This is a genomic window from Paenibacillus donghaensis (assembly GCF_002192415.1).
Taxonomy (GTDB): Bacteria; Bacillota; Bacilli; order Paenibacillales; family Paenibacillaceae; genus Paenibacillus_AQ; species Paenibacillus_AQ donghaensis.
In genome coordinates, this window is record NZ_CP021780.1 from 1,318,894 (window position 1) to 1,332,902 (window position 14,009).

A 14,009-nucleotide genomic window follows, 5' to 3' on the forward strand; every position below is an offset into this window, starting at 1 on the left:
AATTCCGAGATTGAATGTACATGTAATTAATCCATATTATGGATGGCCGATGATTAGGACCGCTCCTGATGTCATTCGTTCTTGAACGACTGTGACTTGAGAGCTCCCGTAATCATGGTGATTGTGCGTCTATCCAATCAGTGGTACGTCAAAGTGTGGGAATTGCAGCAAATTCGAATGACCCCCTTCCGCTCGGTGACGTGTTCGTGTAAATACACGTGCCGTCACCGAGCACGTTGGGGATAAACCAGTCAATCCTAACTCATAGATTTACTATTTGTGTCTGTATTAAGGGGGCAAAGGTTATAAGCGCCCGTAAGAGAAAGTTGGTGCTACAATGGGCATGTTTTGGAAAATGGGAGCCAGAAATTTCACAGCCCAGATCCGGCAAACGCTACTCACCGTATGTATAGGATCTATCGGTGTCATTCTGATTTTTTCTTGTTATTTTGTCATCTCTTCTATTACATATAGTAAATCACTATGGGAAGAAAAACACTTTGGTGTAATTGGTTCAGAGATTTATCCGCGTCTCGGACTTGAGTTAACCGAGGCTCAGATTGAAAATATAAAGACGAAACTTCAAGCCAGAGATATTACCAGTCTTCCCTACGTGTCTCAGGTGGTTTCTGTGCACAGCGGGAATAATGATGAAGCTGGGGAAGATAGCATCATTGCATTAGGATTTGATTTTCAAAATGCCCGGGAACTAGAACCGCAGCAACCGTTGTGGTCTACTGATCCTCTGACAGCAGAAGAAGCGATTGTATCGGTTCCGCTGGCACGGCAGTTGGGACTTAGTGTCGGTGAAACAATGATAATCTCGTTTGATGGGCAAGAAGTGCCTGTAACGATTCGTGATTTAGCAGAGGAAAGCGGATTAACAGGTTTTCGCGGAACCATGCGGGCACAAGGGACGGTTATTCTCTCGGATAAGCTTGCGCATCAAATATTCGACGTACCAGAAGCAAGCGCACACAGTATGTTACTGGCGACGGACAAGATGTATTCATCATTACCAGGCAGTTCCTTCTTGACTGATCTCATTGAGAGGCCAATCAAAAAAGAAGCGCTAACTCATATGTCGATGGTGCAAAGTATTTTCACGCCTCCATTTTTGTTTTTTGTCGCTGTTTCTTTGTTCGCTGGCATTCTGCTGTTGGCGCAACTGTTTAATATTCTGAAAGAAAGGCGCAAATATTATCTTGGCGTGCTCCGATCAATTGGACTCAGCAACCGCAGTTGCTTTGTCATCTACTTGAGTGAGTGCACGTTACTGTGTGTGGTCATTACCATCTCGGGCGTTGTTCTCGGGAATGTACTCGGTTTCGGATTGCTGTCTGTGAATGTATTTTATATCGAACAATTACTGGAACGGTATTCCGCTTACGCCTATCCAATCCAACCCCACGTCGATGTGACGGCAACATGCTGGATTGCGTTGGCCATGTTTATCGTTTTCTTACTGCTTGCTTGTTTTGTCGGGCGATTCATTAAGCGCACATCCATTCTGCACCTGATGGGCAAGGAGGATAATCGTATTCATCCGGCACGGAAGCGTCTGCTCAAAATCCTGGTTTGTCTCCTTGTCACAGTGGCATTCATTTATTTCAACTATTTCGCCACAGAGGGGCTTTCAGATGCCGATAGGCTTAATGCGAGAGTATTCGGTTCGATTATAAGCTGGCTTGTTGGGATTATAACAACTGCCTATCTTATGTTTCTCATTGTACCTTGGATGAAACGGGCAGCCTCCATTGTGCCACATCGATGGTTGGATCGTTTGGCTGTTACGTTAGGCACGCAGTACCCGAATATGCGGTTTAGCCGTTCATTTGGCATCGTGTTATTGTTCACGGTATTATCCTGCTGTTTGATCGTGATGATAAGTTTTGCTTCCAATGTTGAAGATTATGCCGCTATAAACAAGAAAGATTCTTTTTTGGCTGCCGACGCCTATATCTCATATGTCGATGAGCGGGAAAAGGATAAGCTGACAGTCAATATGGATGAAGTGCAAGAAATTGTCCAAGGTGCTGCCTACGTGGATACGTACAGAATAAGAGTTTCATCTCCCGACAATGCCCTTGCTCTTACAGAAGTAACACCCTCTATAAACGGTAGCAAATGGGCATACTCTCAGGTTGTGTGGGGAAAGTGGCTAGGGGAAGGCTACCAATTACCGCTCACCTCCCGTGCGCCGCAATTTCAGAGCGATGCAGAAGTATTTCAGGCCATGAGCGATCAAGCGTCTGTCGTTCTCGTGGATGATAAATTGGAAGGTACGTACCAAGCAGGCGATCAGATTCCGCTTCGCTTACTAAAGGGCGGGGGCAACGAGGAGAACCTGATTGGAGAGGAAATGGTCACGATAGCAGGAACATTCGCCGTTGGTGATGACAATCTATTCCATTTCAGGTCATTTATAGTGGCTGACGAACTCTACAACAAATATAGCACAAACGGCGCTTATAAGTGGCCTGGGGATCCCAAAGGCTATGCGCTGTTGCAGTTGGCTGACACAGATGGGACGGCGGCAGATTCCATAAAGACACTGAAATACCATTTTACAAAAACAGCTGGTGTTACGGTGAGTACGCCTGGTGAGGACCAGGCCATCATTACGATGATTGTTAAAGCTGAATTGACGCTGTTCTCTATCATTATGTCATTCATGATGCTTATGGCTTTACTCGGCATGTATGTGATTCAGATTCGATCCGTACAAGAGCGGGTTCCCCATATGGTTATGTTACGGCAGATGGGGGTAAGCCAAAAGTCGTTGAAACAGATTTTTATCGTTGAAGGTTGTCTGATTGGTATCGTTGGGCTAATTAGCGGTATTGTGGTCGGAAGACTCGGTTCGGAGATGCTGCTGCGTCTGGCCTGGATGGGTGTACAGTTTTCGTTCCCTTATCTGAAAGTGACAGGTCTTATCATCGGATTGCTGATCTTCATCTGGTTGTTTAACCGGTTCAGCACAGCCGGATTAAGACGTATACAGAACAGTCGGACAGAGTAACAAGGGGGGAGGATGACTGATGGAACATATAGGTTACAGGAAATTCTTGAAAAAGGTGCAGCAACGTGTTGTACCCGAGATTGGGGAGTTACTACCTAATTTCCCGGTAGGGACGAAAAATCTATATGATTTTTTAGGAAACGGACTATTAGTGATTGTCGTCTCTACTCAGTGTGCGCCTTGCCAGGATGCACTTGCTGTGTTATCCGATTACTATCAGATGCATTCGGTTAATACGGTGCGATTGCCTACATGGGGCATGTGGGAGAGGTAACGACGACGAAGGGAACGATTGCCCAATTAGGTCTTATGCCCGTGTAGAGGAGGTTTCTAGATCATGATTGCAGCCAAAGCTGTTCGTAAGAACTACGGCATGGCAGCGACTCCACAAACAGTCGCATTATCAGGAGTGGATTTGCACATCCATAGGGGCGAGATGGTGAGCATTATGGGGCCATCCGGTTGTGGCAAATCCACGTTGCTTTATACGCTGTCAGGTATTGAATCGGCTGACAGCGGCGAGATTTGGTTCGACAAGCAAGCGATGCACCAAATGAGCGAAAAAGATGTCTCCGCGCTCAGGCTGACGTCGATGGGTTTTGTCTATCAGCAATACAATCTGATTCCTGTGTTGAATGTCATTGATAACGTTGCATTGCCGCTTATCAGTCAGGGCGTTAAGATGGCAGTTGCCCACAAAGCGGCAAAAGCGGCACTTGAAGATGTCATGTTATCGGATAAGTTGAAGGCCATGCCTCATGAACTGTCCGGAGGGCAAGCCCAACGGGTTGCAATTGCCCGCGCTATTGTCCATAATCCTTGCGTCATCTGGGCTGATGAGCCTACTGGAGCATTGGATACTGTGACATCGGAGGCGATAGTAGCCTTGCTGCGCAAGATAAATACAGACAAGCAAGTGACCGTGGTTATTGTCACGCATGATCCGTTAGTTGCATCAGCAACAGATCGTGTAATCCGTATGGAAGACGGAAGACTAACTGATTCTGTTGAGCACGACAGGGGAGAAGGAACAGACGGGGGATATCATGATATGGCAGTCATTCTGCCACACGGCAGTGACTAACCATTCATTCTCGTTGGTAAAAGGAGTCATTCTGAGCGGATAGTCTATTCGATGGAAGGAGTCACCGAGAGCATTGATAGTTAGTCATATCATTATGCTTGCTCAGGCGTGTTTACCGCTTGTCCAAATCTATCTGGTTGCTAAAATTGTAGGAACGACTGAGCGGGTGATTGCGGGAGAACTGCCGTATGTATATGCCGTTTTTTGGCTGTTGGGACAAGTTGCCTTAAACGCTTTTACAAGTATTCTCCTGCTCGTAGAGCAATTAAATGGGCGGCGGATGAGTTATCGCGTGGCTAATTTTTTTGAGCATTTAATCATTGATAAGACGTTGCGTCTGTCATTATTGGAATTTGAAAAGCACGCCCCTCCGGCTGCTTGAAGACTTTGTCCCACATCCGGCCGCCATCTTCTTCGGTAATGTGATTTTGAACGGCACGCACGACATACGACTACCCATCTTTTTCCATCGTATGAAGAAATTCAAAAAAAGTCCGCTTCCCTGTCGCCCAGACCGGTTGTCTTTTCTCGTCCGGAATAGTTAATCTCGGTGGTATCCTGAACACAGAGAAAGACCGACTCTCCGCTTGCTTTCATCTGACGAAGGGTCTCTTGAGCTAGTGAAGGAAATGAAGTAGACATTGAAGGTCCCTGCCTTATATGAGTTAGAATACGTCTATCTTACCGTGTTCTCCTTCATGTAAACAGCATTGTCTTATTTTTACCTATTTTATGGAGTATGGCCCCCGGTTCAAAACCAAACAGCAAGCGCGGGATGGAATCTTCCAGTATATTGAGTTTTTTTACAATCGCAAGCGAATCCATGGAGCACTGGGTTATGTTTCTCCTTGCCAATTCGTAGCCACCTTTAAAAAGAAGAAAAGAGCCGTATAACTCTCTAAACGAGTGTCCACTATCTTGACGGAGGTCCAATCGCAATATCAACGGCATTTTACACAAACCTGCAGGTTCACCCACTGGTATTTTGCCAGTAATGGAGTTAGGATTAGTTTAAGAACCTAGGTAAAGAAAGAGGCCGAGCTAATCCATGAAACCGTTTCGTGTACGATTGACATTTATTCTGATAGCCCTGATTGGCATCTCCATGATTGGAGCCGGCTTCACGATGGCCCAACTGTTCAGGGACTCCCACATCAATGCTCTGGAAGAGAACATGTCCCGGGAAATAAATCTGCTCTCAGGCACGCTGGATTTCGTGGATATGGAGGCTCCCGAAGCGGTTGCTTATTACACACAGCAAGCAGAGCATATTGCCAAGCTTACGGATTCAAGAATCACCTTTATCACCAAAGCAGGCCGCGTGATCGGCGATTCGGAGAAGAATCCGCTGGAGATGGACAACCACTCCACCCGTGAAGAGGAGATTCTGGCTGCCGAGGATGGGGTGGGCCGGTCGATCCGTTACAGCGACACGCTGGACCGTAAGATGCTCTATGTTGCCGGGGCGGTCAGCTCGGATCAAGGCTTCGATGGTTACATCAGACTCTCCATGGGATTGGACGCTGTAAGCGAAGGATTGAACCGTGCCTGGCTGTATATGGCTGGAGTACTGGTGCTGCTGTTCATGGCAGCTACACTGGTCAGCTACAAGGTGGCCTCCAGTATGACCTCGCCGCTGGAGCAGATCACCCGTGTGGCCCGGCGGATCACCGATCTGGATTATGATGCACGTGTTCCGATGCGGCGCAAGGATGAGGTCGGCCAGTTGGCCACGGCTATCAATGCGATGGCAGACAGCCTGCAAGATCAGTTGAAGACGATTCGCGACAACGAGGATCTGCTGCAGAGCGTGTTGGACAACATGACCGGCGGCATTCTGATGATTAACGCGGAGGAGAAGATTGCGCTTGTGAACCGGGCCACCGAGAAGATGCTAGATATCAGCAACAGTGAAGTGGCTGGACATTCCTACCGCGAGCTGAAGCGGCATTATGAGCTGACCCGGCTGGTGGAGGAAGGGGTGTCGAACAAGCAGCCGATTCATGAGGAGCGCACCATCTACAACCCGGGAGAACGGATTATTCGCCTGGATGCCGTGCCGATGATGCAGGATGACTCCTACCGGGGCATGCTGTTCCTGCTGCAGGAGGTGACCGAAATTCGCCGGCTGGAGAAGATGCGCAGCGAATTTGTCGCCAATGTCTCCCATGAGCTGAAGACGCCGGTAGCCGCAGTCAAGGGATTCGCCGAGACTCTGCTTGGCGGGGGTGTTACAGATGAGAAGACTGCCCGCTCGTTCCTGCAGATCATCTATGATGAGAATGAGCGGTTGAACCGGCTGATTGGGGATATTCTGGAGCTGTCCAAAATCGAATCCAAACGCGTTCAGCTTGACTGCTCCCCGGTTCACTTGATTGATTTCTTTGATTCCGTGCTCGGCACCATCAGCAAGGTTGCAGAGAAGAAGAACATCAGCCTCAGTGCCGAGGTGCCGGAAGAACTATTTATCGAAGGCGATGAAGACAAGCTGCGCCAGATCTTTATGAACCTGCTCTCCAACGCAATCAACTACACCCATGAAGGCGGCAGTGTAAAAGTATCTGTCATCAACCGTGTGAAGCCGGACGGGACCGAAACGGTCGTGTTCACGGTCAGCGACACGGGAATGGGCATCCCGCGCAAGGATCTGCCGCGTATCTTCGAGCGTTTTTACCGGGTAGACAAGGCAAGATCGCGCAGCTCCGGCGGTACCGGACTCGGACTGTCGATTGTGAAGCATCTGGTGGAGCTGCACCGCGGCGCCATTTCCGTGCAGAGTGAACTGGGCATCGGCAGCTCATTTATTCTGGAATTGCCGCTGCTGCAGGAGGAGAAGCTATAGGAAAATGGGCTTGAACAGTTTAATGCAGAGGGTCGGCTATTTTTTACACCAAGTTAACATTCCGGTGATATGATGGGTTTGTTGTTGTTTTGTAAATTTATAAACATATGAAGACGGGGGAACCTATGGCACAACGATTGCTTGTCATTGAGGACGAACCGACATTGGCTCGGTTGTTGTCCTATAATCTAACGCAGGAAGGCTACGAGGTGACCGTGGAGGATCATGGAACAGCGGGGTATGAGCGTGCGGCCAAAGAACCTTTTGAGCTGATCGTGCTGGATCTGATGCTGCCTGGAATGAACGGCCTTGATATTCTGGATAAATTGCGCGGACAAGGCATCCGCACGCCGGTCATCGTGCTGACCGCTAAGAATGCGGAAGAGGACGTGGTCCGTGGACTGAAGTCCGGAGCGGATGATTATATTACGAAACCGTTTGGTGTTTCCGAGCTGCTCGCCCGGGTCAGTGCTGTGCTGCGGCGGATATCCGGACTGGCTGAGGAAGTGCAGCCGGAAACACCAGTGTCTGCTTCAACCATTATTCTGGGACAGCTGGAGATCTACCCGGAGCGTTACGAGGTATCCCTCAGCGGTCAGAGCATCAACCTGCGGCCGAAGGAATTTGAAGTGCTGCTGTATCTGGCCCGCAAGCCGGGAGTTGTCCTGACCAGAGATGATCTGATGAATGCGGTATGGGGCTTTGATTATATCGGCGGTCAGCGAACCGTGGATGTACATGTCAGTTCCCTGCGCAAGAAGCTGGAGCTTGACCCTGAATCCGTTCATATTGACTCCATTCGTGGCGTAGGCTACAAGCTGGTGGTTAACAAGAAAAGAACTCCGGTCGTTTAGAATGACGGAGTTAATTTTACAATGCGTTAACATTTCTCTTCAACTGTATTTACACTGAAAGCTTATCATGAGGGACGAAGATGATGAGAAGGAGACGCATACACAAATGAAATCCATCATTGACATAGAGAAGCTTGATCTCTACTATGATTCTTTCCACGCGCTGAAGAACGTGGATTTGCAAATTCCCGAGAAGCAGGTTACTGCTTTTATCGGTCCCTCCGGGTGCGGAAAGTCCACGCTGCTGCGTACTCTCAACCGGATGAATGACATGATCCCGGGCACAAGAATTGAAGGAACCGTCAATATCAGCGGCAAAAATATCTACAGCGACGAGGTAGAGGTGGAGAGTCTGCGCAAGCAGGTCGGCATGGTATTCCAACAGCCGAATCCTTTTCCCAAGTCGATATATGACAATGTGGCCTATGGCCCGAGACTGCATGGCAATCCTTCCAAAAGCGAGCTGGATGAACTGGTGGAGCAAAGCCTGCGCCAATCGGCACTGTGGGAGGAAGTGAAGGATTTCCTGAAGAAGTCTGCCCTCAGCTTGTCCGGCGGACAGCAGCAGCGTCTGTGTATTGCCAGAGCACTGGCGGTGCAGCCTGACATTCTGCTGATGGATGAGGCGACCTCTGCCCTTGATCCGATCTCCACGCTGAAGATCGAAGAGCTGGTCCAGGAGCTGAGAAGCAAGTATACGATCGTTATGGTCACGCATAATATGCATCAGGCCGCGCGCGTATCGGGACGTACTGTGTTCTTCCTTAATGGTGTGATCGTAGAGGCTGCAGATACCGAGCTGCTCTTCTCGAACCCGAAGGATTCCCGTACAGAAGACTATATTTCCGGCCGTTTCGGCTAAGACCATACGCTACTGAGGAGGATCGCCCTTACTATGATTCGCAGAAAAGAATTCGATAAAGACCTCGAGGAGCTGCGCAGCCTGCTGCAGCAGATGGGGGAGCATGTAACCGATGCACTGGAGGGTGCCGTTACCGCACTTCAGACGCTGGACACTACACGTGCCCAGGAGATCGTTAAGGCGGATTTGCATCTGAATGCCATGGAAGACAAAATCATGGAGATCGGTTCGCGGCTGATTATTACCCAGCAGCCGGTTGCCAAGGACCTGCGCCGGATTATCGTGGCTTTCAAAATATCCAGTGACCTGGAGCGGATGGGCGACCTTGCGCTTGACGTAGCGAAGGTGACGATGCGTATACAGGGACAGCAGCTGATTAAGCCGTTGGTTGATATTCCCCGGATGGCTGAAATTGTGACCGGTATGACTACGGAAGCGATCCAGTCTTATCTGGATGAGAATACTGACCTTGCTTACAAAATGGCCCAGGACGATGATCAGGTGGATCAGCTGTACAGCCTGATGATCAACGAGCTGTACGCCTATATGGTGGAGAAGCCGGACGCCTTGTCGCAAGCGATGCTGCTGACGCTGGTAGGCCGATATATTGAACGGATCGCTGACCATGCTACGAATATCGGCGAGAGTGTCGTATATCTGGTAACTGGCAAACGTCCGGATTTAAATCAATAGCAGCGGATTAGCACTGCTGCCTGAGGGTACAATTATATAGAAGTGTTTTTTTCACAAACGCCTGCGGCCGCCGGCGTTTTTTTGAACTTTCAGGGCGTATGCTCTCAAAGCTTTTCTACTTGGGCAGGGCATATGTTAAGATATAAACAGCAAGTATTGATAAAGGCGAGGTGCGAAAGTGGACAAGCTGATTCTGATTGACGGCAACAATATTATCTACCGTGCATTTTTTGCGATGCCGCCGCTGACAAATACAGCCGGCCAGCAGACCAATGCAGTCTATGGATTCACGACCATGCTGCTGCGACTAATTGAGGAGCATAAACCTACACATATGATCGTCGCTTTTGATGCGGGCAAGGTTACCTTCCGGCACGAAGGCTACCAGGAATATAAGGGTGGACGCGAGAAGACCCCGCCGGAGCTGTCGGAACAGTTCCCGATGCTTAAAGAGCTGCTGCAGGCGCTAGGTGTGCCCCAGTTCGAGATCGCCAGTTATGAGGCCGACGATATTATCGGCACGATCTCCCGCCAGGCCGATGAGGCCGGGCGGCAGGTGATGATTGTCTCGGGGGATAAGGATATGCTGCAGCTGGCCTCGGAGCATACCACCGTAGCGCTGATCCGCAAGGGAGTCAGCGAGATTGAGCTGTACGGCCCGCAGCAGATCCGCGAGAAATACGATCTTACCCCGCTGCAGATCATCGATCTGAAGGGGCTGATGGGCGATGCCAGTGACAATATTCCCGGCGTTCCCGGAGTAGGCGAGAAGACGGCTCTTAAGCTGCTGCAGCAGTTCGGATCAGTCGAAGGCGTGCTTGCCGGAACCGATGAGCTTAAAGGCAAGATGAAGGAGAAGCTGGAAACGCATGCGGAGGATGCCCGGATGAGTAAACGTCTGGCGACTATCTACCGTGAGGTGCCGCTGGAGCATTCGTGGGAGGATATGACCTTCAGCGCGATCCGCGCTGAGACGGCAGGTCCGGCGCTAGCGAAGCTGGAATTCAGATCCCTGCTGGAACGGCTGTCGCTGAGCGCGTATACGCAATCTCCCGAAGCTGAAGCGGCCCAGGTGGAAGCGGCAGAGCTGGATATCATGCTTGTGGATGAGGCAGGCCTGAAGCAGCTGCTGGCTGATCTTCCGGAAATTGCAGCAATGCATCTGGAGACCAATGGCGATAATCCACACCGCTCCGAGGTGATTGGACTTGGGCTGTCCTCGCCGGAGCGGCATTATTTCGTGCCGTTTGCCCTCCTGCTGCAGCCTGCGGCGGAGAAGCTGCGGAAATGGCTGGGCGACGAGAAGGCGCCTAAGAGCGGTTATGATCTGCACCGTGCAGACCTGGCGCTGCATTGGCAGGGAATTGCTTTTGCCGGAGCGGCGCATGACGTGCAGCTGGCAGCCTATCTGCTCGACCCGACAGAAGCGAACCAGAATCTTAATGATCTGACCACCAAATACGCCCTGCCCCGTTTGTCGCCGGATGAAGATATTTTCGGCAAAGGGGCGAAATACCGCATTCCTGAACTGGAGGTGCTGGGCACCCATGTAGCACGCAAAAGCGCCACAGTGCTTGGCATCGCTGCACGCCAGCAGCAGGAGTTGGTGGAAACCGACATGACAGGACTCTTCAAGGACCTGGAAATGCCGCTCTCGCGGATTCTGGCCGATATGGAGAAGCAGGGCATCGCGGCCAACAAGGATGATCTGCAAGAGCTGGGCAAGGAATTTGAGGCGCAGATCCATAAGCTGGTCACGGAGATTTACCAAATCTGCGGAGTGGAGTTCAACCTGAATTCGCCTAAGCAGCTTGGTGAGATTCTGTTCGACAAACTGGGTCTGCCCGTTGTCAAGAAGACCAAAACCGGCTATTCCACCGACGCTGAAGTGCTGGAGAAGCTGGCGCCTTACCACGCAGCGGTGCGTCATATTCTTAATTACCGCACAATCGCCAAGCTGCAATCCACCTATGTGGAAGGCCTGCTGAAGGAAATTTCTCCGCAGACGGGCAAGGTGCACACCTTCTACCGCCAGACGATTGCCGCTACCGGGCGGCTCAGCAGCCAGTTCCCGAACCTGCAGAACATTCCGATCCGGCTGGAGGAGGGGCGCAAGATCCGCAAGATTTTTGTTCCGTCCGAGCCGGGCTGGTCGATTCTGGCCGCCGACTATTCGCAGATCGAGCTGCGGGTGCTGGCGCATATCGCCGATGATGAAGGACTGAAGGAAGCTTTTCTGAATGATATGGATATCCACACCAAAACGGCGATGGATGTATTCGGCGTAACTGCCGAGCAGGTGGATGGCAATATGAGGCGTTCCGCCAAGGCGGTCAACTTCGGGATTGTGTATGGAATCAGCGATTATGGGCTTTCTCAGAACCTGAACATTCCCCGCAAAGAAGCGGCCCGGTTCATCGAACAGTATTTCGATGTATTCCAGGGTGTGCGTAAATATATGGACGATATTGTTACGGAAGCGAAGAGCAACGGATATGTAACCACGCTGCTGGAGCGCCGTCGTTACCTGCCGGAGATCAATGCCAAGAACTTCAACCTGCGTTCGTTCGCTGAACGCACAGCGATGAATACGCCGATTCAGGGTACTGCTGCCGATATTATCAAGCTGGCGATGGTGCAGATGGACAAGGCGCTCTATGAGCGCGGCCTGAAGAGCCGCATGCTGCTGCAGGTACACGATGAACTTGTGTTTGAGGTGCCGGAGGATGAGCTGGAGCTGATGAAGTCGCTGGTGCCGCAAGTGATGGAGGGGGCGCTGAAGCTGTCGGTGCCGCTGAAGGCGGAGGTAAGTTTTGGGAGTAACTGGTATGAGGCGAAATAGGCACCCCGCATAGGCGTCATATCCGTTATAATGGTACATGAGGTGAGCTATCATGCCGGAACTACCGGAAGTTGAAACAGTCAGAAGAACATTGAAGGCACTGATTACAGGCAAGCAGATCCAACACGTAACCGTACGGCTGCCGCGGATTATCCAGCGCCCGGACGATATTCAGGCTTTTGCCAATCTGTTGGCGGGCCATACTATAATGGATGTAGAGCGTAGAGGCAAGTTCCTGCGTTTCATCCTGGACGGTCTGGTGATGGTCTCCCATCTGCGGATGGAAGGCCGTTATGGATTATACCTGCAAGGCGATGTGCTGGACAAGCATACCCATGTTGTGTTTCATTTCACTGACGGCACGGAGCTGCGTTATCACGATGTGCGCCAGTTTGGCACCATGCATCTGTTCCAGACGGGTGAGGATCTGCAACTGAAGCCGCTCGCTAAGCTGGGACAGGAGCCGCTGGACCCTTCGTTTACACTGGAGCGGTTCAAGGAGATTGTGTCGTCCAAGAGCACCAAAATCAAACCACTGCTGCTCAATCAGGAATATATCGTGGGCATTGGCAATATTTATGTGGATGAATCGCTGCATCTGGCTGGCATCCACCCGGAAACGGGAGCCAAGGCGCTCTCTGACGAGCAGCTGGAGCACTTGCACCAGGCCATTGTCAGTACCTTGACTGAGGCGGTTGCGGCCGGTGGCTCCTCCGTCAAATCCTATGTCAACGGTCAGGGCGAGAGCGGAACCTTTCAGCAGCAGCTGTTGATTTATGGCCGCAAGAACCAGCCGTGTACGACCTGCGGCACAATGATCGAGAAGACTGTTGTCGCTGGACGGGGCACCCATTATTGTCCAAGCTGTCAGCGGCCGTCCGTAATCTGATCTACAAGGCTGCTTGGAGGTGGAGTTTCCTCCTGTTACCTTGCGGTTTGCCTCTGGGCTGTCACCCCTCCTTGGTCCCGCCCATATACTGTGTGAAGAATGCTGAATCGAGCGAAGCGGAAGCTGGAGAATCCTTCTCCGGCTTCCCGGTTCTTCACAGGAGGGATTGCGGGTGCTTAGCCCATGGGTTTCATTGCTGTTATTGGCTTTTGCTTTAAGCTTGGACGGTTTTGGTGTTGGCGTTACATATGGTTTGCGAAGATTGAAAATACCGCTGCTGTCGATTCTGATTATCTCGCTCTGCTCCGGCGTTGTGATCTTAGTGTCCATGCAAGTGGGTGTGCTGCTGGCCAAGGTGGTCTCGCCGCATGTCGCGTCCGAGGTAGGCGCGGTCATCCTTGTACTCATGGGCTGCTGGTCCCTGGTGCAGATGCTGATCCAGAAGGAGAAGGATGGCGGTAATGGGGCAGGCGCAGGGAAGATACTTGGGGCTGCTGTTGAGGGTTCTGCTGCGGAAGGCTCGAATGAAGAAGACGCTACCAACGGAATGAACAGTGAAGCGGATTCCGCTCCCAAGGCAGCGGTGTTCTCCCTGGAGCTGCGCCACTTAGGGATCGTTGTGCAGATCCTGCGTACGCCGTCCTCTGCTGATATGGATGCTTCGGGCAGCATCTCAGCGGTAGAAGCGATGCTTCTGGGGATTGCCCTTTCACTGGATGCGTTCGGTGCCGGTCTGGGAGCTGCGCTGCTTGGATTCAATCCGGTCTGGACTTCGCTGATGATTGCGCTGTTCAGCGGAACATTTCTGCTGCTCGGCATGAAGACAGGGCTGAAATTCTCTGGCCATTACTGGATGAAGCACGCTGGACTGCTGCCGGCGTTATTATTGATTACAATGGGAATAATGAAGCTGTTATGAGG

12 protein-coding genes are annotated in these 14,009 nt (G+C 51.0%); 11 read left to right on the forward strand and 1 reads right to left on the reverse strand.

The features are described from left to right. The first annotated feature begins 343 nt into the window (after positions 1-343). The 3 genes from B9T62_RS05515 (at position 344) to B9T62_RS05530 (ending at position 4,488) form a co-directional block, all read left to right on the forward strand. Positions 344-3,022 carry an ABC transporter permease gene (locus B9T62_RS05515; protein WP_169834334.1) on the forward strand — a complete coding sequence of 893 codons (2,679 nt, stop codon included), beginning with the start codon at positions 344-346 and terminating at the stop codon, positions 3,020-3,022. A 337-nt stretch (positions 3,023-3,359) separates the two neighbouring features. Further along, the gene (locus tag B9T62_RS05525; protein WP_087914350.1) at positions 3,360-4,106 is read left to right on the forward strand and encodes an ABC transporter ATP-binding protein; all 747 of its coding nucleotides are present in this window, start codon (positions 3,360-3,362) and stop codon (positions 4,104-4,106) included. A gap of 73 nt (positions 4,107-4,179) precedes the next feature. Beyond that, positions 4,180-4,488, forward strand: coding sequence for a hypothetical protein (locus B9T62_RS05530; protein WP_087914351.1), 309 nt, complete (start codon positions 4,180-4,182; stop codon positions 4,486-4,488). 101 nt (positions 4,489-4,589) lie between these two features. On the opposite strand, the gene B9T62_RS38730 is transcribed toward B9T62_RS05530, so the two are convergent. Then, on the reverse strand, positions 4,590-4,748 hold the full coding sequence (locus B9T62_RS38730) for a hypothetical protein (RefSeq protein WP_157685464.1): 159 nt from the start codon (positions 4,746-4,748) through the stop codon (positions 4,590-4,592). A 75-nt stretch (positions 4,749-4,823) separates the two neighbouring features. On the opposite strand from B9T62_RS38730, the gene B9T62_RS05535 reads away from it, so the two are divergent. The 8 genes from B9T62_RS05535 to B9T62_RS05570 all read left to right on the forward strand — a co-directional run bounded on the left by B9T62_RS05535 (position 4,824) and on the right by B9T62_RS05570 (position 14,007). Then, entirely contained in the window at positions 4,824-5,000 is a 177-nt protein-coding gene (locus tag B9T62_RS05535) for an IS3 family transposase (RefSeq protein ID WP_281257756.1), read from the forward strand. A 154-nt stretch (positions 5,001-5,154) separates the two neighbouring features. Beyond that, positions 5,155-6,948, forward strand: a complete 1,794-nt coding sequence (pnpS, locus tag B9T62_RS05540; protein WP_087914353.1) for a two-component system histidine kinase PnpS — start codon at positions 5,155-5,157, stop codon at positions 6,946-6,948. A 125-nt stretch (positions 6,949-7,073) separates the two neighbouring features. After that, positions 7,074-7,802 (forward strand): response regulator transcription factor, encoded by a 729-nt coding sequence (locus B9T62_RS05545; RefSeq protein ID WP_087914354.1) that lies wholly within the window; start codon positions 7,074-7,076, stop codon positions 7,800-7,802. A gap of 106 nt (positions 7,803-7,908) precedes the next feature. Further along, complete coding sequence (gene pstB / locus B9T62_RS05550) at positions 7,909-8,664, forward strand: phosphate ABC transporter ATP-binding protein PstB (protein WP_245864353.1); 756 nt, start codon at positions 7,909-7,911, stop codon at positions 8,662-8,664. A gap of 33 nt (positions 8,665-8,697) precedes the next feature. Continuing rightward, positions 8,698-9,357 carry a phosphate signaling complex protein PhoU gene (phoU, locus tag B9T62_RS05555; RefSeq protein WP_087914356.1) on the forward strand — a complete coding sequence of 220 codons (660 nt, stop codon included), beginning with the start codon at positions 8,698-8,700 and terminating at the stop codon, positions 9,355-9,357. 178 nt (positions 9,358-9,535) lie between these two features. Beyond that, positions 9,536-12,199, forward strand: coding sequence for a DNA polymerase I (gene polA / locus B9T62_RS05560; protein ID WP_087914357.1), 2,664 nt, complete (start codon positions 9,536-9,538; stop codon positions 12,197-12,199). A 52-nt stretch (positions 12,200-12,251) separates the two neighbouring features. Further along, entirely contained in the window at positions 12,252-13,088 is an 837-nt protein-coding gene (mutM, locus tag B9T62_RS05565) for a DNA-formamidopyrimidine glycosylase (protein ID WP_087914358.1), read from the forward strand. A 172-nt stretch (positions 13,089-13,260) separates the two neighbouring features. Then, complete coding sequence (locus B9T62_RS05570; protein ID WP_087914359.1) at positions 13,261-14,007, forward strand: manganese efflux pump; 747 nt, start codon at positions 13,261-13,263, stop codon at positions 14,005-14,007. Positions 14,008-14,009 lie beyond the last annotated feature (2 nt).

Coding starts and splice junctions, on each gene's coding strand:
- B9T62_RS05515 (WP_169834334.1), top strand. CDS start 344: ATGTTTTGGAAAATGGGAGCCAGAAATTTCACAGCCCAGATCCGGCAA.
- B9T62_RS05525 (WP_087914350.1), top strand. CDS start 3,360: ATGATTGCAGCCAAAGCTGTTCGTAAGAACTACGGCATGGCAGCGACT.
- B9T62_RS38730 (WP_157685464.1), bottom strand. CDS start 4,748: ATGTCTACTTCATTTCCTTCACTAGCTCAAGAGACCCTTCGTCAGATG.
- pnpS (WP_087914353.1), top strand. CDS start 5,155: ATGAAACCGTTTCGTGTACGATTGACATTTATTCTGATAGCCCTGATT.
- B9T62_RS05545 (WP_087914354.1), top strand. CDS start 7,074: ATGGCACAACGATTGCTTGTCATTGAGGACGAACCGACATTGGCTCGG.
- pstB (WP_245864353.1), top strand. CDS start 7,909: ATGAAATCCATCATTGACATAGAGAAGCTTGATCTCTACTATGATTCT.
- phoU (WP_087914356.1), top strand. CDS start 8,698: ATGATTCGCAGAAAAGAATTCGATAAAGACCTCGAGGAGCTGCGCAGC.
- mutM (WP_087914358.1), top strand. CDS start 12,252: ATGCCGGAACTACCGGAAGTTGAAACAGTCAGAAGAACATTGAAGGCA.